Here is a 22,819-nt window from a genome sequence, read left to right on the forward strand (position 1 = left end):
CACTAAATGCTTTGCGATCATACCAATTCTATTTCCATGTTATTTTTGAGTAGGATGCTATGTCCCCGGCAACCCTTTGAATTTGTTGTTTTATGAATAATAATTTCTTTTTTTGATTTTTTTTTTCAGACCGTTTTAAAGAAAAGAAATGCTCAATTTCTTTTTTGAACGAATGATACCGGTTGAACCGCTTATTTATTTTTTCTTTAAACTCCCTTGTGCCTGCCTCAATCAAAGGGATAAAATAGTTGGTTCGCAAGCTCATATGATACTCTTCAAATTGATCTCTTATGAGTTTTTGATGTTTCTTTTTAATTTTTAAAGCTGCTTTTTCCAATCCAGGAGAAAATGAAAATCCTGATTTTCTATCAAACATGCATGAAAGTATTTGCACCAAAGTTTGCAGCCCAAAATCAGCAAACACATTTGCCTTGATTTTAGAGGTATATTTTGCCTCAAACATTGCGGTGGGCAATTGAAGACCCAGGATTTTTTTTATTTTATCAATATCAACAGGATCTATAAAGTCACTGTATTGCGTTGTTAAATTTGACATGTTTTCAAATTCAGAATAATGATCGGCTTTTAACAGGTCAATCTGGTATGAATCAAACAAAGATTGAAAATAAGAGGTGATTCTTTTTTCCTGTGCCTCAACAATTTTTTTTAATTGAGGGTTAACCTGTTCAATACCATATAAATCCAACTTTCGTTTAAAATCCTGAAACAGCAAATATAAAGTTTGATTAAACCCTGATTCCTTTACCGCGAACCTGTATTTTTCAACATCAATGGAAGCTGTCCTGATGTACTCCCGGGCTTTTTTTAAAATACCAAATTGATCCTGAACAAAGGCCTCTTTTAAATTCAAATCTATTTCATCTTTTAACCCCCTGACAGCGCCTTGTATGGAGTTTGCCACGATGGATTCCAGGCGGGATGCATTTTGATGTAAATGCTCCAGGGTCTCTAAAGCTGCTTTTTCCTTTAATTTGTCAGAGGACAGCAAATTAATAAAAATATTTGTTCGTTGATCCAATTGATCAATGATAATGCCAAGGCGCTTCAAATGGTTTGAAATCAACAACTCAAATCTATTTTTATCAATTTTCTGTGTAAAAAAGGATTCAAATTCCCGGGTTTTCAAATCACAGTATTGAACCATTTTTTTTTCTTCCTGCCATAATTTTAAGCGGCTTAAATCTTTTTTAGTTAATTTTGATTCAAGCTTTAGAAAAAGATTATACAGTGAAGAAAAAGAAAAAATTTTGGGTTGAATATCTAAAAATTCAAGGTTGGCACAAATACTGGTTTCTATTTTAATCAGATCATCAAGGTTTTCATGTTCCGTCAGGTCACAATTATTGATAAAAAGAATATTATCCAGAAGCCCCAGATTTTTAATTCGTTTTAAAAACGTCATGTCAGACTGCCTTAAACCGGTTCTGGAACTGATGCAATATATAATCAGATTGGATGATTCAAGATAGGTTAAAATTTGAGCCAACTGAGCAGGATCGGTTGAATCGGCTCCTTGGCAATCGGCAATTTCAATATTGGGATCAATTATTTTTCCAAAAATATTAAGGCAGACATCCTTGATATAAAACGCATTATCAGGATCAGAAGTATAGGGTTTGTGCTTGTCAAACTCTTTTGATTCAAAACAATAAAGGGTTTCATCAGCCTGAACCAGATCCTTACACATATCAAATCCTTGAAGCGCATGCCGGATTAAAATGGTTTCAGGCATGATTTCATCATTTGTGACTGAAAAATCATTAATAAGGGTTTGATATGCTTTTTTTAGACAATTCCGATCATTTTTTCGTCTGATATCAAAGTCATTTTTTATGGGTGTCTCCAAGCCGTTATTCCCTGATTCTTCATGGGGAAATAACATCAAGGCTTTTTGAAGTTGAGAATTAATGTCATCCCATGATTTAAAATAAAGATTGGCCTGATTTTTTTTCCCTTTTCGAATTCTTGTGGTAATTGATGTGAGAACGCCTGCCCCTCTTTTCACCAGTTCCTTTCCAATCAAAGAATTGACAAAGGTACTTTTTCCAGATTTAACGACACCAACAACTGCTATCTTCAGGCATCCCGCCCGAATATCCTCAGGAATACGCTGGCAAATTGTTTGATACTCTTTAAATGAAGTATCACTCATTTGCGGGAGTTCTTCGATAAGGTGAAGAATTGTTAACGTATCATTAACTATTTTTTCAATGGAATTTAACCGTGTTTTCGTATTTGTCATTATATTGGCAGGAGAAAATTAATATATCATCATCATCGCTTTATCATATTTCAATTCAGTACTGGTCGAAAAAATGATATCTTCGGATATCGGGCAGGTCAACCAGGCTGAATCATGTAATTCATTATCCAGTTGCATCGGTCCCCATCCTGCACATCCCAGAATGATCATAAAGGATTCAGGACCTTTTTGGACGGCAATTGCCTCAAGTATATCTCTGGAATTACTCAAGGCAAGCCAGTCTGCAACTTTCAAACTTTCATTCCAGTCAAAGGGAGGTCCATGGAGAACAAACACACCGCTGGGCTGAACCGGCCCGCCAAGATAAATTTCAAGCTTATCAACACTTTTGTCACACTTAATACCCAAATCATCAAACAATTCCCTTCCGGTTAAAAGAGGATGCACTTTATTAACAATAAAACCAAGGGCACCGGATTCGTTATGCTCACACATACACGTCACGGTCTGGGCAAAATTGGGATCAGGTAACCCGGGAATAGCAAGTAAAAATTGTCCCTTCATACTTTGCGAGATGTAATCAGTCATGAACCAGCTCCGTAATTAATCTTGACATTACAATTATAGTTTACATATATTCAGTAAAACGATAGTTTTAAATATTTTTGTTTGATTTGCAATACTTTTTGTCATCAAAGGACAGCTTTATGAACGAAATCAATCCCAAAACAGCAAGCATTAATAAGATATCCTCAGTTGTCCCCCGGATAATACAAAAAAATTCTTTTCAAGAACCGGGTGGTTTATTCAATGAACTTTTGACCAGTCAAATCGAAAAAAACTGTAATGACAGCACCTTAAAAGAGGTCACAACCCTTCCTGAAATTCAAGGCAGTTTCAAAGCACAACAACTGGACCTTTCACTTGATCAAACTCAATTGACCCAAAAACTGGAAGACTCTTTGGATTTGTTTGAAACATATGCATCCTGGCTTGGCGATCCTGAAAAAACCTTAAAGCAGACCCATGGACTCCTTGAACAGGTATTGAGCAGTACAAAGGCCCTGGCACTGGATGTCAAAGAACATGGAACTTCCAGCACGGATTTAAAACAAATCCTTACCCAATTGATGACCACGGCACAGGTGGAGCAGATCAAATTGAACCGGGGTGATTATTCGGGTTGATATTGTTGCCTTCATGCCTTTTATCAATTTTCTTTTCTTCCGTAAACATCATCAAATCTGACGATATCATCCTCTCCCAGGTAGGAACCAGACTGAACTTCGATCAGCTCCAGGGGGATTTTACCCGGATTTTCCAACCGATGTGCGGTTCCCAAAGAGATATATGTGGATTCATCTTCTTTGAGAAGTATCTGCTTTTCTCCTTTGGTGACAATTGCCGAACCAGAGACCACTGTCCAATGTTCTGCGCGATGAAAATGCTTTTGTAAAGAAAGCTTTGCCCCTGGTTTAACCGTAATTCGTTTCACTTGAAATCTGGTTTCAATATCAATGGTTTCATAACTGCCCCACGGCCTGTAAACTTTCCGGTGAATAACAGATTCCTCCCTGTTATGATCCTTTAATTGTTTAACAATTTTTTTAACATCCTGGACCCGGTCTCTCGGAGAAACCAAAATAGCATCCTTTGTTTCCACAATAACAAATTTTTCAATGCCAACCGCTGCAATCAGGCTGCTTTCGGACTTAATATAAGATTCTTTGACATCATGGGTCAAAACATCTCCTTTTATGACATTCAAGTTTTCATCTTTTTTACCCGTCTGCCACAGAGCATCAAATGATCCCAAGTCATTCCAACCCGCTTCAAAGGGAATAACAATGCCTTTGAAAGTTTTCTCCATGACTGCATAATCAATTGACTCCGACTCAATATTTTTAAACCCGTCAAGGCTTAACCGAAAAAAATCAAGATCCTGAACTCCTTTGGAGATAACCTCTTTACACGGCATCATAATATCCGGTGCATGGGCCTCAAGTTCCTTTATAATAGCAGACGCCCTGAACATGAACATTCCTGAATTCCAGCAATATGATCCTGATTCCAGATATTTCCGGGCTGTATCCAGGTCCGGCTTTTCAACAAATTTTTCTATTGTAGCGGCACCGGTATCAGTTTCCAGCACCTCTCCTATTTTGATATATCCATATCCGGTTTCAGGGGAATCCGGAATAATTCCGAATGTTATCAAATTGTCTTTTTTTGCATATTTCAGGCCGGCCTTTATGGCGGCATGAAAAGCGGCAATCTTTTCTATTACATGATCTGCCGGCAATACCAGAAGTATGGGATCATCACTGTTTTCCATAGCCTTTAATGCTGCAAGGGCGATGGCGGGTGCCGTGTTTCTGCCTACAGGCTCCAGAATAATGGCATTTGGTTCAATCTCTATGTTTCTGAGTTGTTCAGCCGTCATAAACCGGTGTTCTTCATTGCATACGACAATGGGAGACCCAAGCATTTCAAGGCCTTCAAGTCTTAATACCGTATTTTGCAGCATGGTATGTTCATTGTATATGTTAATCAGCTGTTTTGGATAAAGCTCCCTTGATAACGGCCAAAGCCTTGTCCCTGATCCCCCTGCAAGAATTACCGGAATAATCATTGTTTCTCCTATAATGTTTGTTTTTTTGCCGTGAACACATTAATCGTCAATCCGTGATTTACAGGATAAGACTCAATTGCCTTAAGATGAAAACCTGTATCCGTCAACCAGGTTTTTATCTTTTCTTTTTCAAATCCAAGCCATGAACCGCCCATGATATCTTTTATTTTTTCCTGATTATGTTTTTCAAAATCGGACAGGATAAATATTCCTCCCGGTTTTAGTACCCTGTATACCTCGGCAATTGATATTTCAGGCTGTGAGATGTAGTGTAAAACCATATTCATTATGGCGGTGTCAATTTCTTTGTTTTTCATTGGAAGATGCTCTATCTCACCCAGTCTCAACTCGGCATTGTCTGTCCCCGCAAGTCTTAACCTTGCCTGTTCCAACATTTCAGGAGAACTGTCGATACCAATAAGGGTGTGTGACGTTTCACCTGACAAATTTTCAATGAGTTCCCCTGTTCCACAGCCCAGATCTGAAATATTGCCATAAAAAACTATTTTTTTCATAATCATGGAATTCAGATTAAAATTGCCTAACACCTCTTTTTTCAATTTATCCCACTGGGGTGCTACGCTCTTGAAGAACCGCTTTGTTATGTTTTGCCGGATTTTAATCATTTCCCGGGCTTTTTTAACATCCTGACCTGTAAGTTCTTCTTTTTCAAGACTCTGATCAATCAATTTGATAAAGGTCTTTATAATTTCATTTTTGGCCGCAGAATAATAAATAAAGCTGCCGTCTCTTCGAGAGGTCAGGAGTCCCGATTCCATAAGGATTTTCAAATGCCTTGAAACACCTGACTGTATCATGTCCACAACCAGAACAATTTCATTCACATTGAGTTCATATTTGTGCAGTACATACAGCAGCCTAACACGGGTTTTATCAGACAGAGCTTTAAAACATTTTATCAATTCCATTTTAACAATACTTTTCAATTATGCTTATATGTTTATTTTTGACATAAATTTTAAGATTGACAGCTTAAACACTCATTTTCAAGCTTTTTCAATCTATTATTTCACTTTTTTTTATATGCAAGTCCTTAAAAAATTCAAACAAAGACTTTCAATCTTTGTTGTGGGCAAACCAAGTTGAAAGACCAAGTCGGCCCGTGGCAGTTATTGAAAACTTGAGGATACAACAAAGCCTGAAAATATTTCATGTGTTAATACTGATAAATATACTTTATTATAGCTCAGAATTCGTTTATATATAAATATAGCAACCAATAACAAGAGTCAAACAGGATGGTATTATGGGACACGAAGATAAAGGACATTTTGCAGCAAAACATCAAAACAAAAAAATCGATAAAACCATAGCTGAAAAAATACAGGCACTGGCCGATGACAATTGTTTAACTTGTTCTGCTGCCCATCGGGCAGGCAAGGCTCTTAACGTATCGCCTTCTGAAATAGGCGTGCAGACGGATCTTTTAGAATATCAAATTACCGAGTGTCAGCTCGGATTGTATGGTTTTAGTGATGGAGAAAAAAAAATTAATCCAAACATTGAAATTTCTCCCGACTTAAATGAACAACTTGACAAGGCAGCTGAAAACGACAGGATATCCTGTTTGGAATGCTGGAATATTGCAAAAAATTTAAAAATGAAACGCATTGATGTCAGCTCAGCTTGTGAGAAAAAAAATATCAAAATAAAACCGTGTCAACTGGGTGCCTTTTAACTTTTTTTTTCATATAAAAACCCAGTTCAATATACTGTAATAATTCAACCTTCTGGGGTAATAAATATTATTGTGGACAAAGCAATTTGACTATGATTGTTGGTACAGGCAAAATTAAATTCAGATTATTCCATATAAATTCTTTAAAAGAAAAACGTAAAATTGTTAAATCAATTGTTCATAGAATAAAGAACAAATTTAACATTTCAATTGCTGAAACCGATTTGAACGACAGTCATGACTGGGCACAAATCGGTTTTGCAATTATTGGAAATGATTCAAGGCTTATAAACTCAAAATTAGATAAGGTGATCAATATGGCCGATGATTTAGGCCTTGCCATGATAGCAGACACCCATATCGAAATCATTCATTTGTAGCAAGTTTTTTTTGAGTTTTACGCTTTCTTCGTTGTTTTTGTTTTTTTATTCGTTCTATCTTTTTTTGTTCTTTGTCAGAAGTTCCGCTCAGATGCGCTTCTATTTTTTCAATCAGTTTTCTTAATGCCAAAAATCTGTTTAAATGTTGGGATCTTGCTTTTCCGCATTTTACTGACAAATTTGTTTTTTTATGTTTCAAAAATACGGCAGAATTTGATTTGTTAACCTTTTGCCCTCCCCTGCCCGAGGACTTGATAAATTTTTCTTCAATATCCTCTTTTTGAATTCCCAGGGCTGCCATTCTCTTTTCAAGATCTAATATTTTTTCTTTACCCGGACCCATTTTCCTCCTATGGTGCCATTCCATCGGCTTTTTTCATCGGTATCTGTATTGTATGATTTTATTATAATTTGTCCAGGAATGAAAATTCATGTATAGTGTTTTTTTTAAAAAAAGATGAGTTAATATGGATTTAAACTGAATGGAGCGATGATGACCCTTATTTTAAGTTTCTTATTTAAAAGTCTGGCTGTTTTTATTGTGGCAAAGATGCTGCCCGGAATACATATAAAAAATTTTGGAACCGCTGTTCTTGTTGCAGGTATTTACAGTTTGATTAATTTGCTTCTGGGAAAAGTCCTGTTCTTTTTAGCATTTCCAGTGATTTTTATTACATTCGGGCTGTTTGCCTTTATCATTAATGCATTTCTTTTATGGCTTACGGATAAAATGATTGAAGATTTTAAAATTGACAATTTTGGTATCACCATTTTAGCCGCATTTTTGATAATGGTATCAGACAAACTGCTCAACTGGATTTTTTTATAACTGCCGCGGGCAGGCTTAGTCTTTCATCCATTTTTGCCCACAACAAAGATTTAAAGTCTCTGTATGAATTTTTTAAAACTTTCATATAAAATGACATATCTGTCATAGCAGATGTAAGCCAAACCCTATATTTACAAAACCCTTCTGATTGCAACAGATCTTTCTTCCCTTTCAGCATCTGACAATTCATTCCAGGGTGTATCAAAAAAACTGTCAAAAGATTCTGGGTTATCCTCTATTTCAAGGTCTAACCATGACATGGCATTAAAATTACCGGACATATCTTCTTTTTCTGCAACTTTTGCTGCTTCTCTGACATGCTCCATTAAACTTGTCATGACTTCTTTTTTATCCGCTTTTTTAAAAAAAGAATCGTCTTCCGGTTTTTTATAAAGTATTCCCTGGCCATTAATTATATCCGGCTTGTAAACCTTTTCAGCCCAGTCAATTGGTTCGATTTCTTCAAAGGATACGGAAACAGATGCTTCTTTGCATTCCGCAATTGCAACAACATTTTGCACTATTTTCTTGGTAAGTTCTATTTTTTGCTGTTCTGACCTTCCAGGATAAAGCTTCACAATTATATGTGGCATATGGTTCTCCTTAAAATATTTTTTTATACAAAAAAAATATTTTTAATTTTATATAAAAGGACTTTTAACCTGCTGAAATTAAATCTCTTTCATTTTTTCTTGTGGCAGGTCAATCTACCATGGACGTTATTTGTAACCTATTTTATCTGATAAAGGTATTTTGCTTCTAACAAAAATACCTGTTGCTCTTGCAATCTCTTTGTCGTTGGAATCGAACAAAACCGACTCACATATAAACTGGGACCGGTTCTGATTAACAACCTTGCCGATTGATTTTACAACACCCTCTGATACCGGCCGGGTAATGTATGTTGTAAAACTGGTTGTCAGTACAAAAACATCCTCGACCAAAGAATTGGCTGCAAAAAATGCTGCATTGTCTAATGCAAAAAAAGATAGCGTACCGTGCATGGCACCTACGGCATTGAAAAACTCCTTTTTTACAGGCAAGGTAATGTGTGCTTCACCTTGCTTGACACTCACTTTTGCATCAACCAGTCGTGAAAACGGTGATGAATGCATCATATTTTCCAATTTTGTGTAATGATCACTATTAATCATTATTTATCTCCATTTGAGTCTATCCCATTTTTTTTATGACCTGATCAATAAGAATATCGGCCACCTTTTCTTTTTCCATTAACGGGATATCAAATAAGCTACCGTCCCTGAAAAAAAGTTTTACCTTGTTGGTATCTGCCTTGAATCCTGAATCGGATGATCCCACCAGATTGGCGGCAATCATATCAAGATTCTTTTTTTTGATTTTTAACAGGGCGTTTTTTTCAAGATCATCGGTTTCTGCGGCAAACCCGACAACAAACTGATCTTTTGTTTTCTTTTCCCCAATGAGTTTTAAAATATCAGGATTTTCCGCCATGGAAATACAAAGGTCTTTGTTATTGTTGTCTTTTTTCTTTATTTTGCTGGTTTTCGGATCTATTGGTTTATAATCTGCCACTGCTGCAACCTTTATAATAATATCCGCCTGATCAAGATTGCTAAGCATTTGAGATGCCATCTGTTCACAGGTTTCCACGTCAATGCGCTCAACCCCGACAGGCGCATCAAGATTGACAGGCCCGGATACCAAAGTCACTGTTCCCCCTCTTTTTTCTGCTGCTCTGGCAATTGCATACCCCATCTTCCCGGAAGAGTGATTGCTGACAAACCTGACCGGATCAATAGGTTCAACTGTGGGACCTGCAGAAACAAGAATTTTTTTACCTTTTAAATCCTTTCTGGTCAAAATGGCTTCAAGCCTGTCAAGAATAAACCATGGGTCCGGCAGCCTTCCGGCACCCACGGCTTTGCATGCCAGTATCCCGGAATCCGGATCAATAATATGCCATCCATCTGTTTCAAGGATATCAAGATTTCTTTGCACCCGGATATTTTGATACATATCAGTGTTCATAGACGGGCAGATCATGACCGGAGCTGTGACCGCAAGCAAGGTGGTGGACAATGCATCATCTGCAATGCCATGGGCAAGCTTTGCAATGGTATTTGCCGTTGCCGGGGCAATGACTGCAGCATCAGCCCAGGTGGCAAGATCAATATGCTTTACCAAAGATTGTGTATCAAAATATAAATCCGATAAAACCGGGTTTTCAGATAACACTTCAAATGTTGTCTTGCCGACAAATTTAAGTGCGCTTTTTGTCACAATGATATTCACATCGGCACCGGCCTTTTTCAACAGTCTTAAAAGTTCAACTGCCTTGTATGCGGCAATGCCACCGGTAACCCCCAAAAGGATATGTTTGTCTTTAAACATCATTATTCCACCAGCCCTGATTCAGAAAAACCGGATTCGCCCGTAATAGTAGGGGCCACGCCGACCTCAACATAGGTATAAAACTGCTCGTCACGAATGGTAATGACCGAAGTTCTTGAGGGTTTTTGAAACACCATGATGGTGGTGCCTGGGGATTTGATCTGGCTAACAATACTCCAATTATCTTTTTGCATGTTATTGTTAAAAAAATCAAACAAAGATTGTCTTTCAACCCGGCCCTTGAGTATAAGAATTCCCGAGGTAAATCCGGGTGTTGATATGATAACTGTTTTGTCGCTTACAACTGAAAGTTCCATGGGGATCAATACGTCTTCAAAATCATGGTATATGGCTGTTGTTTGTTTGGATACCGCCTGATCGATCGATATCTGATCAGCTTCAGTTTTTTTTGAAACCTTACTGCCCAAACATCCGGAAACAAACAATACCAGCAACACGGTTGCCGATATAGTTACAATTGATTTAATATTACATTTTGGTTTCATCTTTTCTCCTAAAAGCCAAGGGTTTCAATTTGAATTAAGACTCATATCTTCTAAAACTATTTATTTTAAATGTCAATTGTGTGATTTGATTCTAAAAAGTTGAAAACAGTCCTATTTAATTGTTAAATTTGGATAATATGTATTTTGCAGCTCTTGATCGTGGAAATTTTTCAATCAACATTTTTGAATATTTTTCAGCATTCTTATCATCATTCAAGCTCTCAAAAATTCGAATAATATTTAAAAGATCTACAGGCTCTGGCTTTTTCTTATAAGCCAGTTGGTAACACTGAATCAGCAGTCTATTATATTTATCTTCTCTAAGAGATTCATCTTTAATTATCTGTTTTAATATTCCTGCTGCCTGATAACAATTTTGTCTTTCTGAATTAATTTTAAGCGCTTCTTGAATTAAGTCGTATGCCTTATTGTAATTAAGCTTATTTGCTTCATCCTGGGCTACAATTAACAACGAAAAATCTCTCCATTCACTGTCCCTTGAAATTTTTACGGCCTTTTTGAAAAAGGGAAGTCCTTCCTCGAAACTTAAAACAGAGCCATATTTGTATAATACTTTCCCGTTAAAAGGATTCTTTTTATATGTATCTTCCCAAAGACTTTTTTTATCCTTCCACACATGGATTCTTTGAATGGAGCCAATACAAAAAATAATCAATATTGAAACAGCAATTGTTTTAATTATATTAGTCCTTTCCGGATATTTCAGTATTTTTTTATAATACAAATCCCCTGCAAAAAGACAGATTACCGGTACCGACAAATAAAGATATCTTTCTGCAAATCGTGTCCAGGCAACATCTCCAAGGGCAACAGGCAGAGCAGGGGAAAAAGAGATAATAAATAATAAAATCCAAAAAGGATAATAAAATTTTCTTTTTAGAACAAGTGTCAGGCTTATTATCCCAATAATGACAAAACCTATCGAATACAGGGTCAAATTTATCTGGGATATAGCGAAGTTAAGCGGAAAAGGACAAACAAGTTTCTTTAAATAGAAGGCTATGGCAGCCGGTAAAGCAAAAAGACCTGAAATCATTTGAGATCTTAATGACACACCGTCTTGAAGGTGCAGTCCTTGAATAGGAAGAGCTTGAATTTGTTCCTGAATAAGGAGCAATCCAAAACCGGCAAATCTAAAATAAAAATATATAAAAAAAGAAGTACTAAGAATACCAGCCCACTTTAGTGATCTTATCAATGACACTTTAAAGCCTTTGGAAGGATAACAGATAACGAATTCGGATAAAACGATAATAATGAACATGCAGACGGCATTTTCCTTGGCAAAGAGTCCTAACAAGAAAGAGATAGAAACAAATACCGACCTGAATCTTATTTTTGAAATATAAAAAAAAAATGATGATAAAGAAAAAAAGGTGGCCAAGATGTCAGTTCTCCCTGATATCCAGGCAACCGATTCTATTGTTAAAGGATTTAGTACAAAAGCAATTGACAGGAAAAAAGAAACGACTTTAAATTGCCTTTTTCCTTTAAAAAAGGCAACTGCAATAAAGTACAAAATAAGGGCATTAAACAAATGGAGAACTATATTTGTCAAATGATACCCTGAATATTCAAATGCCCAAGTTTTACTATCAATGATGAAAGAAAGCATCAATAATGGGCGATAATAGCATCCAATAGTATTCTTCCAAAACATTTTTTTAGCTGAAAAATATTTGTCAGGATTATTTAAATCAAGGATCATAGTAGTATCATCAAGATCAATGACATTTGAATTCAAGGTTGGATAAAAAACCGCCAGAGATATTCCTATAATCAACAAAATGGCTATATATTGTTTTTCAAAAAGGCGAATCAAATAATTAAGTCCATTTTAAAAAAAAGATGTATTTACTTGTTATTTGTTTTCATAACCATATTGCTTGTTGTATATATACGGCCGTTTTGCATAATGATAAAATCGCCTCCATATGGATCTTCAGGAATTTTATCAATCAATCTTTTTTTGACAAGTTCATTTAAAGAAGCAGGGTATACACCAAACAGTTTATGATACTCGGTGATCTTGTTTTCAAGGATTTCCAAAACCTCAAGAGTGGCAATCCTTAATTCAAATTCCTTTTTTGCGCGCTCATCTCTTGTTTCTTTAAGCATTTCCTCTAAAAAAATAATACCATCTCTGTGCTGAAAAGAGTAAACGGCAAGTCTTGCCGCAAGACTTGCAAAATAGTAACGACTCCCAGGAAGTTTTGAGGCCTCCATTAAATATTGACTGCCTTTTTCATTGTCTTTTAAAAAATAGAAATAATTAAACCCGATATAATAAGGTGGCCGATAATCATTTATCCTGTATTTTCTGGCTTTCTCAAGAAGAATATTGGCATCTTCAACCTTGTTATTCAACGCAAGAAACATTTGAGAAAAATAATAGGCATCCCAATAATAAGGATCAAGATCCGTTATGGTATCAAGGGCACAAAATATGTATTGTGACAATTTTGAATTATTTTTATTCAGATCTTCTATTCTTCCACCAATGAAAGTCATGAATTTAAAAAGCAAAAAGTCTGAAGTAAGACCTTTAAATTCAAGGCAGAGAGGTTTTACAAATTGTGATGGAAGAACATAATCCACAAAATTGCATTCCAAAAACAACTCTCGCTCATGCTTTAATTTGGGAAAGGCGACGTTCCAATAAAAAATGCAAATTAAAAGAAGGCTTATTATTTTCAAAGCCTTTACCATTAATTAATCTCCCGTTTATTAAAAATCAAAGAAGCAAGGAACAAAAGCAATGTTGTATAAACAATACTATAAGTTAAAAGAGCTGTCGTATGGCTCAAAGTCATCAATTTGCCGTGGCTTGCAAGGATTTTTATATCAAATGCTGAAAAATTGGGGAAAATATATTGGGCAATATCCACTATCCATTGATTAATTTCTGAAATTTGTTGACCCAAAGCTTCTTTTTTTAAGAACTCCATGACTTCTTCAATGGTCTGACCTGCAATATAAGTTGCCAATGAAAAAAGAAGGGTCAAAAATGAACTTGTTGAAATAGAACTAAAAAAAATCACGACACTGTTCAAGACTGCAAACATAAGAATTTCATACAGATATGCCTGGAAATAACAAAACCATGAAAAATCTTTGAAATAGATTTTTGAATAAAAGGATTTAACAAAACACATTATGCCGGTACTAAAGACCAGAAGAAAAAAAAGAGCTGTAAAAACGATGAGCATCAGTCCGGCGTATTTGCCCAGCATATACTCGGTTCTTGAAATCGGCTTTGACAGAACACAATAAATTGTTCTTTTATCAATATCCTTAGCCATTAAATTGATATTAACAAAAAATGTTAATAATAGACCGGCAAAAGCAATAGTGGATAAATTTAAATCGACCAGAACCTTGCCCAGTTCATGGCCGAACAGACCGGTAAACAAAATTGTGGCAAGAAGCATGCTCAAAGCGATAATAAAAATACCCATCAAGGCCCTGTCACGAATACCTTCCTTAAAGGTGAGAATGGCCAGGGCAATAATTTTACTCATAGGCTACCTCGCTTTCAATGGTATCCAGAAAGATATTTTCAAGAATATTGGTTTCACTTCCGTCTGCCGCTGCCGGTTTATCATCCAGCTTTTCCATGAGTTCTTGCTTGGAAAGAATTTTTTTCAAATGCCCCTTATCCATGATAGCCATGCGATCGCACAACCGCTCCACATCATTGAGGATATGAGAGCAAAAAAGAATGGTTTTTCCTTTTTTTTTCAAATCCAGAACCATGTCCACCACCAGTTTCCGGCCCAAGGGATCCAGACCGGACATGGGCTCGTCAAAAATAATCAACTCAGGATCGTGAACCAGAGCAAAACAGATCCCGGCCCTTTGGGTCATTCCTTTGGAATATGTTCTCAATCGCCTTTTTCTGGCATGCTCAAGGTTCAAGGTCTTTAAAAGCGTCTCAATGCGGGGCTTTATATCCTGTTTTACCATGCCGGATGTGGTTGCACTGAATTTCATCAGATCTTCAGCAGAAAGATGATCATAATAATAAGGATTTTCAGGAAGGTATCCCATTTGAATTCTGGCTTCAGGATCAGACGGCCGTTTATCTCCGATTAAAATGGTTCCTGAATCATGCCGGATAAATCCCATAAGCATTTTCAACAAAGTACTTTTCCCGGCCCCGTTAGGCCCCACAATTCCCAAGATCTCCCCTGTTTTTACCGAAAGGCTCAAATCCACAACCGCATGAACTTTTTTCCGGGCAAAACTGGAAACAAACGTCTTGTTTACCTGATCAAAAACAACTTCCATGGTCACCTGTTTCTTTCTGTTTCAGAATATAATAAAATAGGATAAATTACTGACCGTCAGTAATTTATCCTATTGTTAATTAAAAAACTATCCAAAAATTATTGTGAGCCACCTCTCAGCATCCAGCTTCCTGAAAAATTAGTGCCAACAAGATAACCATCAACAGTACCTGTAGCAATTGCAGTACCGGCTGCGGCCTTCTGGTATACACCATTGTCATCTGTGTCGAGAGGATCCATGGAGGATCTTACGGCAAAATAAAGGGCAATATCTTTATCCGCTTTTAAGCTGGCCGCACAGGCTGACATGATCTGACCGGCTGAGCCAGCATAACCGCCAGCAGTGGCTGCACCTGAATAGTTGGCATAACTATTGGCGGATATGGCAATACCGGTGATACCAGGACCAGCACCGACTGAATCATCCAAAGTGATGCTACCACTTGATGAACCTGATTGCGCTGCATAGACAGGCGATGCGATTAAGGCAATTAAACATATGGCATAAAAAATTTTTTTCATTTTATAACTCCTAATTATTTAAGATTTAATAAAGTGTGTTTAGGATCATATTCCTGAATTAATACGGAAAATGATCATATTCTGCATAATATCCGCCTGCCTCATTCTTGATGTTTCTGGCATCACTGATAGCCTGGGTATTAAAAGATCTTGCGCGATACTTTGTGAACTGTGGAACAGCAATCGCCGCAAGAATGCCGATAATTGCAATAACAATCATCAGCTCAATCAGTGTAAAACCCTTCTGATTTCTTTTTTGTCTTAGCCAATTAAACATTTGTCACCTCCATTATTCATTGATTGATATTAATACTACTGTTACTGATCCTAAAAAAAAATTTTGTATATTTTATCAATACAAGAAGGATGCCAGCATTTCTAATGCAGGTAAATATTTTTCTAACAGATTGATTTTTAAGTATTATTTTTATCTAACCCAGAATAATCCATTACTCAAAACCGGGATAAGTGTCAAGCAAATAACAATTTTTGATTCTTTTTTTCAAATTTTGTCATCATAAATCACATTTTATCTTTATTAGTATTCAGATAAGCAACTGCACTGAAAATTTTAGAAAACACTTTTCAATCGCATTTATATAATGATAAACTCTGACGTTTTTCAATTGGCACCATGACCATACTTCTGGGATTTAAGAAACAAATTATGGAATATAACACTTCAACCTTTCAAACTGATTTAAAAAATTATATTGTTCTTTTACGTCCCTATCAATGGATTAAAAACCTGCTATTGTTTTCCCCCCTGTTTTTTTCCGGAAATTTTGTCAACAGATCGTTATTATATATCACGGGTATAGGTGTTTTTGTTTTCTGCCTGACATCCGGTCTTGGATACATCGTGAACGACTGGATTGACAAAGAGAATGACAGATTCCATCCCATCAAGAGACACCGCCCCTTTTGCAGAGGCACCATAACCGGTCTTAAAGCGTTTTTTTTATCCGGCTGCATTCTGCTTATCATCATAATTTGTATACGTTTATTCCCTTTTCCTTTAGAGTTTATTTGTTATCTTCTTGCATACATGATCCTGACAGCAAGTTACAGTTTGTATTTAAAACAGATTGTCATCCTTGAAATATTTTCTGTGGCCTTTGGATTTGTTTTAAGGGTTCTGGCTGGAGGGGCGGTTTGTAATATTGAAATTTCAAACTGGCTTTTTTTAACCGTCTTTTTCATTGCCATGATGATTTCCATTGCCAAACGGCTGACCGAGTTAAAAGAATTGGGAGAAAAAAATGCCATTCTCCACAGAAAAAGCCAAATCGGATATTCCTTGACGTATTTGAACAGCATGTTCTGGACTTGCGGAAGTGTCACATTAGTGGTCTACTCCCTTTATGCGGTTGAACATGGAAGCCTGGTGATTTATTCCGTCCTGCCTGCTTCTTACGGCATTTTCAGGTTTATTTATCTGACCGACCTTGGCCGGGGCAGCGACCCCATTAAAACCCTTTTTTCCGACAAGCAGCTTTTATTGACAACCCTGATATTTTTATTCGTTTTAACTTTGGTGATATACTGGCCATGATACATTCCATTCAAATAATCAAGCAAATTGATCGCATTCTGGGGCCGGTTCTGCTCAAAATTTTTCCCAGAGCGCTCAAAAGAAAGAAAAAAAGCCCTCACCCCAATAAGATATTGATCATCAGACCCGGTGGTATGGGGGATGCGATTCTTCTGCTTCCTGTTTTAAAAGCTGTTTCAAAAAAAATAAAACCTGCAAAAATCGACATTTTATGTGAACATAGAAATCAGGAAATTTTTCATGCAGTGCAGTTCGTTAACAATACCTTATCTTACAAAAATCCAACCGATCTTATCTCAGTTTTTAGAAAGCAGTATGATATTATCATTGATACGGAACAATCTCATTTTTTAACGGCTATTATTACACGACTGCTTAAGGCAGACTTGAAATCAGGATTCCATGTCAATGGACGACAAAAAATGTATACAATATCAATGCCTTACCGTCATGATATTTACGAGGCTGACTCATTCTGGAATCTGATAGCCAAAACATTGGATTTCAAGGAATCCTTTTTATGGGATTTTCCGTATTTCAAACAGTTAAAAAACAACTTTATCTCCGACATTTCCTTTGAAAAATATATATGTGTGTTTCCCGGGGCATCCATTGATGAACGATTATGGCCTGAAAAATCCTGGGCAAAGGTTATTGACCGGCTGACGCAATCCGGATGGAAATGTGTTCTTCTCGGCAGCCACAAGGAAATTAATCAATGCAGGACCATTATTAAATATTGTAAAACCCGGGATATTATAAATCTTTGCAGCCAACTGACAATCCTTGAAACAACCCTTGTGCTGAAAAAATCATCCTTATTAATCAGCACGGATTCAGGTATCCTTCATCTTGGCGTTCTCAATGATGTTTCCACTGTTTCTCTGTTTGGACCCGGCATTGAGGCAAAGTGGGCGCCCAAAGGACACAATCATCTTGTCATTAATAAAAACCTTGACTGCAGCCCTTGTACAAAATTCGGAACAACACCGCCGTGCGGAAATTTTAAATTGTGTATGCTTAAAATCACCCCTATGGATGTTATAAATAAAGCAAAAAAACTGATTACACTTAATGAATAGGCATACTGTGTTTAACCATCTTAAACTTCAAGGAACAACTTTGCGCGAAAAAATTCTGAAATCCATATTAAAAACCTGCCCGGAAGGTGACCTGAAAAGCCATGAAAACAACCAATATCGCTTAAGCTGTGTTTTTATTTTTTTTCAGCGGTATCACCTGATGGACAATATCCTTCATTGCCTGAATTCCCAATCCCTCAAAAAAGACAAATTTCAGATTGTTTTAGTGGAAGATAAGGGTGGGTCAGGCGAAGGCGCTTCATTAAGGCAAAAATTTTCCGGATTAAATATTGACTATTTTGCCCCGGATCATGATTGGGGCAAAATGGGGTTCATGAGAAATTACGGATTATCAAAGGCTAAAGGAGAGATCATTTTATTCCTTGATGATGATACCGTACTTATGGATACTGATTTTTTAAAAAATCTTATTGATTTTTTTGCTGCCGATCCATCCCTTGATGCGGTCATGCCGAAAGGGTTTGCCTCCCAAACTTTAATAATGGGGCAATATGAATATCATGATCCTTTCTTTTTTACCAATCGCTGCATGGCCTATAGAAAAACCTGTCTTTTAGATCTCAAAGGATTTGATTCTAATTTTATCGGCCAGGAGGATGTTGAATTTGCCATCCGGTTTACAGCAAAAAATTATAACGTGTTAAAGACACCATCGCTTCAGTATTATCACCCCCCCCTGGTTTATGAGGATACTTCAAAAGGACATGCTGTTGGCGCGTCCTTTGCAGGATCAAAATACAATATGATCATTAAATGTTTTTTATTCATTAATGGTATCAGATGGCTTCCGTTATATTTTTTGCCTGGACTAAAAAACAAATTTATGGCACGGTTTGCTCTTGGGTTTTTAAAGGGATTTGTTGGAAAAATCTTTAAAAAAAACAAAAAGATAGATTATCAATGAAAACTGTAGATATTCTGATTGTGGGGGCTGGAATCACCGGGATTACAGCGGCCAGTATCCTTGCCCGTGAAAAAAACAAGACCGTGTTGATTGTTGAAAAGAGACATCACATTGGCGGGAATTGTTACGACTGTTTCAACGAAGACGGAATTTTGATTCACCTTTATGGTCCACATATTTTTCATACCCAACATAAGGATGTATGGGATTATCTTTCCCAATTTACTGACTGGCTGGATTATGTTCACCATGTCAAAGCCTTTGTGGATGGAAAATATATTTCTTTCCCCATTAACATTAATACGTTTGAACAGCTTTTTGAAAAGTCGTTTACAAAAGACGACGTCCTAGCATATCTTGAACGGGAAAAAATTGATCTGCCGGAAATAAAAAATGCTGAAGACATGGTGATTTCCCGCATGGGAAACACGATTTATAATAAATTTTTCAAAAACTATACCAGAAAGCAATGGGGGGTTGACGCAAAAGATCTTGCACCTGAGATCACTGAAAGGATTCCCATCAGGTTTGACCGGGATGATCGATTTTTCACTGATCCGTATCAGGGAATGCCTGAAAAAGGATATACCGAATTGTTCAAAGCCATGCTGGATCATGAAAAAATACAGGTAATAACTGGGAAAGATTATCGTGATATAAAAGACCAGGTTAATTTTGATAAAATAATCTATACTGGGCCTGTTGATGCATTTTTTGACTATAAATATGGATATCTGCCATACCGGGGGATTAATTTTTCCTTTAAAACTTATGATCAGGAAAACCGTCTGCCTATGGCTGTGGTGAATTGTCCCAATGATCATTCTTATACCAGGATCACTGAATTCAAGCATATGACGTTTCAAAAACATCCGAAAACAACCCTGTGCTATGAGTATCCGTCAGACGTTCAAGCGGGCCGGAATAATCCTGTACCATCATACCCTATCCTAAACAATAGCTCTATAAAAAAATATAAAAAATATTTAAACCTATCTCATAAAAAAAAAGATACTATCTTTATAGGGCGCCTCGGGAAATTTCAATATTTAAATATGGATATTTGTGTAAAACATGTAATGGATCGGTTGATTTTTGATTAGCCCCATATGACAGCAACGCTTAAAAATAGGGTATTTTGATATTTGATAAAAGTCCAGATATCTACACAATAGCGCAAAGAACTTAAAAACTTCCGTTTTTATTATAAAATCAATATGTTAAAAATATCAATACTGATTATCAATAGTTCGGTAAAAATTATGCTGCAATTCTCCCGAAGTTTAAGAGTTCATTATACGCTGAATCTATTTTTGGACAACTCAGATCAATATCTGACATTTCAAAAAATCTATCCAGGAATAACCTGTTAAAATATTTGGTTTTAATATTTGCCATTGAGAAAGGGCGCTTTGTTAAGGATGTTTTCATTACAGACTCCACTTTTGCAAGCGACACAGCCGTAAGAGAAGCATTGAAATGAAAATACAGCTTGTTTTCACTTCTGGCTTGGCAATGATTCAATCCGGTGTGTTGCTTGGCATCCCGGAATAAGAACTCAATATGAGATGCCCATCAAGCTTTATATCTGTTGAAAATAAAATTGCATATGCATCGGTTTTTCTATTTTCAACATAAGCGATTCTGATATTCCGTTTCAGAAATTTGCTATTGACTATCGCCGAATAGACAGCCGTATCATCATCAATATAGCAGAGTTCAAAACGTTATTTGTCAATCTTCTTGCAATTTACCTTTCCGTTACCCTTTCTGCGCGGACCCGTATACAGATAGCGCAAATCAGCATCCTTTCTCAATTTGCAGATCAGATGCAGATTTGTCTGCTCGGCAATGCCGTCAACGTACTTCTTCTTGGCATATGCTCCGTCGTTTACAATATAATCGGCCTGCTGCTTCAATTGATCCTTTTTTTCAATTACCTGACGGAGATAAAAATCTATCCGGCTTTCTTCATCATTCAAATCACTCGGAGTCTGTTTGTATTCAAGCTGCATGGCTGTATTATTATCTATATCAACCACGGCCAGAGAGCTTATTTCCAGTCCTATAAATGCTTTCGAGGCACAACCGCTCCAGAACTTACCGATATGAGGTGTATGTTTCCTACTTTTGGGAATATAACTGCAATCCCCTGCTATGATTTTGTGATCGGAACAATATTGCTCAATGAGATGCTTATTAAAGGTCAAAAAATCAAAAGATTTCTCGAAATGAAGGCGATAATTTTTCTCTGAATATGTTCCGATTCTGGACATATTCATGAAGTTCACCCGTCCATTCATGGAAAGCAGTAAAATAAAAATATGAGTCAAAAATTGTTTTCTGATTTTTGATATCCCAAGCATTTTGTCCAATATGGTCTCTATTATTATTTTCATAAATGTCATATTGACATACTTCTGATTTTTTTCAATTCAGTTGAAAAAAAATTACCGAACCATTGATTATTAGGCTTTCCTAATAATAAAGTCAACTTCATCCTTTCTTTTTGAAACAAGTTTACTTTTCTTACGATCCCCGATGATATAGAGACATCCCTCCCCAAAAATCTTTCGAAAACATTCAAGAACAATGACACTACAAGAAGTAACAAGTGTTGTATATAAAAAAGCTGAGAGCATAGACGGCCAAGCATTATACCCAAAAACTAACGAAAAATGTGTCATATCGAACAATCGCATGATGTATGGGTGGAGAAAAAAAAGTGGGAATGAGGCTATAGCGAAATAGTCCAAAAACGGGATAGATTTTTTCTCTATTGCTGGTATCGCCAAGACGATAAAAATCAAAAGGAAAAGTTTTTGAATATAGGCTAAATCTACACCGCCAAACTCAAAAAAATTTTTATGATATAGACCAATGTGATTAAAAATATTGATCTGAGTCCAAGCTAAAGCCAACGCAGCGATTAAAAACAATACCGCATATGGCCGTAATTCCTTCAATTTATCTCTGTGTATTGAGCAATATACACCAAAAAGGAAAAGAGGCATGAAGTATATATAAGAATGGATTGGATTCGCATTGTAATGTGATCTATGCAGAAAAGCCGACACAATAAACAAAGAAAATAGCAGAACACTTTGCCTATTGTGACTTAGTTTAGTAAATGAGATGGCAAGTGGGGAAGATAAAAAAATTAGCATAACAAAGGGGATGTACCAATAAACGACTGAATGAGCGCCTGTTATTATATTTAAAACTGTTCCTTTCATTACTCCAACATCACCATATGCCGGAGAAAACTTTCCAGTCACAACGCAAATAACGATAGCAGGTATTGAACAAATCAGGTAGGGAAGAACAATAGTTTTGCATTTTCTTTTTAGGAACATCTTGTAATGGAACTTATCCGCCCTAAGATTCTCAAACAAATACCCACTTATAAATACAAAAATAGCTGTCCATCCAGATATTATGCCCTCTGTGACAGTATGAGTGAGACACTTACCCCTTGAAAAATTAGTGTAGGGCGGGTAAGGAAAATGCTTATGGAACCAATCAAAATGAATCAGCTACCGACATCATGCAATCGGCCAGGCGCATCCCCCAATGAGGAGCCAGTGGAAGGAGCCCCCGGGGCGACTGGAACTGGCTCCTCATTGGGGGGCGAGGTTGACAACATCTTCCCAAACCCTGAAGTGCCTGAGAAAAAACCCCGTCGGAATTTTACGGCGGCTTATAAACTTCGTATTCTTCAAAAAGTTGATCTTTGCACGCAACCAGGGCAAATCGGTAGGCTGTTGCGGCGAGAGGGACTT

General features: G+C 36.7%; 26 protein-coding genes. 8 read left to right on the top strand and 18 right to left on the bottom strand.

Annotated elements, in window-relative coordinates:
* Positions 1 to 28: 28 nt before the first annotated feature.
* On the bottom strand, positions 29 to 2,263 hold the full coding sequence (locus BLT94_RS19480) for a dynamin family protein (protein ID WP_092237876.1): 2,235 nt from the start codon (positions 2,261 to 2,263) through the stop codon (positions 29 to 31).
* An 18-nt stretch (positions 2,264 to 2,281) separates the two neighbouring features.
* Positions 2,282 to 2,812 (bottom strand): YqgE/AlgH family protein, encoded by a 531-nt coding sequence (locus tag BLT94_RS19485; protein WP_092237878.1) that lies wholly within the window; start codon positions 2,810 to 2,812, stop codon positions 2,282 to 2,284.
* 119 nt (positions 2,813 to 2,931) lie between these two features.
* Here BLT94_RS19485 and BLT94_RS19490 point away from each other — a divergent pair, with 119 nt between their 5' ends.
* Positions 2,932 to 3,411 (top strand): hypothetical protein, encoded by a 480-nt coding sequence (locus BLT94_RS19490; protein ID WP_092237881.1) that lies wholly within the window; start codon positions 2,932 to 2,934, stop codon positions 3,409 to 3,411.
* Between the two features lie 23 nt (positions 3,412 to 3,434).
* Here BLT94_RS19490 and BLT94_RS19495 read toward each other — a convergent pair whose 3' ends face one another.
* Positions 3,435 to 4,856 carry a mannose-1-phosphate guanylyltransferase/mannose-6-phosphate isomerase gene (locus BLT94_RS19495; protein WP_092237882.1) on the bottom strand — a complete coding sequence of 474 codons (1,422 nt, stop codon included), beginning with the start codon at positions 4,854 to 4,856 and terminating at the stop codon, positions 3,435 to 3,437.
* An 8-nt stretch (positions 4,857 to 4,864) separates the two neighbouring features.
* Positions 4,865 to 5,785, bottom strand: a complete 921-nt coding sequence (locus BLT94_RS19500) for an ArsR/SmtB family transcription factor (protein ID WP_092237885.1) — start codon at positions 5,783 to 5,785, stop codon at positions 4,865 to 4,867.
* 338 nt (positions 5,786 to 6,123) lie between these two features.
* Here BLT94_RS19500 and BLT94_RS19505 point away from each other — a divergent pair, with 338 nt between their 5' ends.
* Both BLT94_RS19505 and BLT94_RS19510 read left to right on the top strand, forming a co-directional pair.
* A complete protein-coding gene (locus tag BLT94_RS19505) occupies positions 6,124 to 6,555 on the top strand; it encodes a hypothetical protein (RefSeq protein ID WP_092237888.1) in 432 nt (143 codons plus the stop codon).
* 92 nt (positions 6,556 to 6,647) lie between these two features.
* On the top strand, positions 6,648 to 6,935 hold the full coding sequence (locus tag BLT94_RS19510) for a DUF503 domain-containing protein (RefSeq protein WP_092237891.1): 288 nt from the start codon (positions 6,648 to 6,650) through the stop codon (positions 6,933 to 6,935).
* Here BLT94_RS19510 and BLT94_RS19515 read toward each other — a convergent pair.
* The gene (locus tag BLT94_RS19515; protein ID WP_014957598.1) at positions 6,922 to 7,278 is read right to left on the bottom strand and encodes a peptide chain release factor family protein; all 357 of its coding nucleotides are present in this window, start codon (positions 7,276 to 7,278) and stop codon (positions 6,922 to 6,924) included. The genes BLT94_RS19510 and BLT94_RS19515 overlap by 14 nt on opposite strands.
* A 147-nt stretch (positions 7,279 to 7,425) precedes the next feature.
* On the opposite strand from BLT94_RS19515, the gene BLT94_RS19520 reads away from it, so the two are divergent.
* Positions 7,426 to 7,764, top strand: a complete 339-nt coding sequence (locus BLT94_RS19520) for a phage holin family protein (protein WP_322787307.1) — start codon at positions 7,426 to 7,428, stop codon at positions 7,762 to 7,764.
* Positions 7,765 to 7,895: 131 nt separating this feature from the next.
* Here the strand turns inward: BLT94_RS19520 and BLT94_RS19525 are convergent, their stop codons facing one another.
* The 10 genes from BLT94_RS19525 to BLT94_RS22570 form a co-directional block, all read right to left on the bottom strand.
* Positions 7,896 to 8,357: a tautomerase family protein gene (locus BLT94_RS19525; protein WP_092237897.1), complete on the bottom strand. Its 462-nt coding sequence runs from the start codon at positions 8,355 to 8,357 to the stop codon at positions 7,896 to 7,898.
* A gap of 126 nt (positions 8,358 to 8,483) precedes the next feature.
* Positions 8,484 to 8,918, bottom strand: coding sequence for a PaaI family thioesterase (locus tag BLT94_RS19530; protein ID WP_014957601.1), 435 nt, complete (start codon positions 8,916 to 8,918; stop codon positions 8,484 to 8,486).
* A gap of 19 nt (positions 8,919 to 8,937) precedes the next feature.
* The gene (coaBC, locus tag BLT94_RS19535) at positions 8,938 to 10,140 is read right to left on the bottom strand and encodes a bifunctional phosphopantothenoylcysteine decarboxylase/phosphopantothenate--cysteine ligase CoaBC (RefSeq protein ID WP_407641569.1); all 1,203 of its coding nucleotides are present in this window, start codon (positions 10,138 to 10,140) and stop codon (positions 8,938 to 8,940) included.
* Entirely contained in the window at positions 10,140 to 10,643 is a 504-nt protein-coding gene (locus BLT94_RS19540; protein WP_014957603.1) for a hypothetical protein, read from the bottom strand. The genes coaBC and BLT94_RS19540 overlap by 1 nt, the downstream gene beginning before the upstream one ends.
* Positions 10,644 to 10,758: 115 nt before the next feature.
* Entirely contained in the window at positions 10,759 to 12,486 is a 1,728-nt protein-coding gene (locus BLT94_RS19545) for a tetratricopeptide repeat protein (RefSeq protein ID WP_092237901.1), read from the bottom strand.
* 32 nt (positions 12,487 to 12,518) lie between these two features.
* Positions 12,519 to 13,277 (bottom strand): hypothetical protein, encoded by a 759-nt coding sequence (locus BLT94_RS19550; protein WP_139169082.1) that lies wholly within the window; start codon positions 13,275 to 13,277, stop codon positions 12,519 to 12,521.
* 95 nt (positions 13,278 to 13,372) lie between these two features.
* Positions 13,373 to 14,185: an ABC transporter permease gene (locus BLT94_RS19555; protein ID WP_092237907.1), complete on the bottom strand. Its 813-nt coding sequence runs from the start codon at positions 14,183 to 14,185 to the stop codon at positions 13,373 to 13,375.
* Positions 14,178 to 14,954 carry an ABC transporter ATP-binding protein gene (locus tag BLT94_RS19560; RefSeq protein ID WP_092237910.1) on the bottom strand — a complete coding sequence of 259 codons (777 nt, stop codon included), beginning with the start codon at positions 14,952 to 14,954 and terminating at the stop codon, positions 14,178 to 14,180. Before BLT94_RS19560 ends, BLT94_RS19555 begins: the two co-directional genes overlap by 8 nt.
* 98 nt (positions 14,955 to 15,052) lie before the next feature.
* Positions 15,053 to 15,475 (bottom strand): hypothetical protein, encoded by a 423-nt coding sequence (locus BLT94_RS22770; protein ID WP_092237913.1) that lies wholly within the window; start codon positions 15,473 to 15,475, stop codon positions 15,053 to 15,055.
* A 58-nt stretch (positions 15,476 to 15,533) separates the two neighbouring features.
* Complete coding sequence (locus BLT94_RS22570) at positions 15,534 to 15,752, bottom strand: prepilin-type N-terminal cleavage/methylation domain-containing protein (RefSeq protein WP_092237916.1); 219 nt, start codon at positions 15,750 to 15,752, stop codon at positions 15,534 to 15,536.
* A gap of 390 nt (positions 15,753 to 16,142) precedes the next feature.
* Between BLT94_RS22570 and BLT94_RS19575 the strand changes: the two genes are divergently transcribed.
* Genes BLT94_RS19575 through glf form a run of 4 tightly spaced genes read left to right on the top strand, consistent with a single transcriptional unit; the run spans position 16,143 to position 20,140 of the window.
* Entirely contained in the window at positions 16,143 to 17,030 is an 888-nt protein-coding gene (locus BLT94_RS19575; RefSeq protein ID WP_175530428.1) for a UbiA prenyltransferase family protein, read from the top strand.
* The gene (locus BLT94_RS19580) at positions 17,027 to 18,112 is read left to right on the top strand and encodes a glycosyltransferase family 9 protein (protein ID WP_092237922.1); all 1,086 of its coding nucleotides are present in this window, start codon (positions 17,027 to 17,029) and stop codon (positions 18,110 to 18,112) included. The genes BLT94_RS19575 and BLT94_RS19580 overlap by 4 nt, the downstream gene beginning before the upstream one ends.
* 40 nt (positions 18,113 to 18,152) lie before the next feature.
* Complete coding sequence (locus BLT94_RS19585; RefSeq protein ID WP_175530429.1) at positions 18,153 to 19,037, top strand: glycosyltransferase; 885 nt, start codon at positions 18,153 to 18,155, stop codon at positions 19,035 to 19,037.
* Positions 19,034 to 20,140, top strand: a complete 1,107-nt coding sequence (glf, locus tag BLT94_RS19590) for a UDP-galactopyranose mutase (protein ID WP_092237928.1) — start codon at positions 19,034 to 19,036, stop codon at positions 20,138 to 20,140. Before BLT94_RS19585 ends, glf begins: the two co-directional genes overlap by 4 nt.
* A gap of 157 nt (positions 20,141 to 20,297) precedes the next feature.
* Here the strand turns inward: glf and BLT94_RS22090 are convergent, their stop codons facing one another.
* From BLT94_RS22090 to BLT94_RS19600, 3 genes are all read right to left on the bottom strand, one after another.
* Positions 20,298 to 20,468, bottom strand: a complete 171-nt coding sequence (locus BLT94_RS22090; RefSeq protein WP_175530430.1) for a hypothetical protein — start codon at positions 20,466 to 20,468, stop codon at positions 20,298 to 20,300.
* Between the two features lie 296 nt (positions 20,469 to 20,764).
* Positions 20,765 to 21,319 (bottom strand): transposase, encoded by a 555-nt coding sequence (locus tag BLT94_RS19595; protein WP_245743194.1) that lies wholly within the window; start codon positions 21,317 to 21,319, stop codon positions 20,765 to 20,767.
* A 186-nt stretch (positions 21,320 to 21,505) separates the two neighbouring features.
* Positions 21,506 to 22,573: an acyltransferase family protein gene (locus tag BLT94_RS19600; RefSeq protein WP_092237934.1), complete on the bottom strand. Its 1,068-nt coding sequence runs from the start codon at positions 22,571 to 22,573 to the stop codon at positions 21,506 to 21,508.
* Between the last annotated feature and the right edge of the window lie 246 nt (positions 22,574 to 22,819).

The organism is Desulfobacula phenolica, from assembly GCF_900105645.1.
Lineage (GTDB): Bacteria > Desulfobacterota > Desulfobacteria > Desulfobacterales > Desulfobacteraceae > Desulfobacula > Desulfobacula toluolica.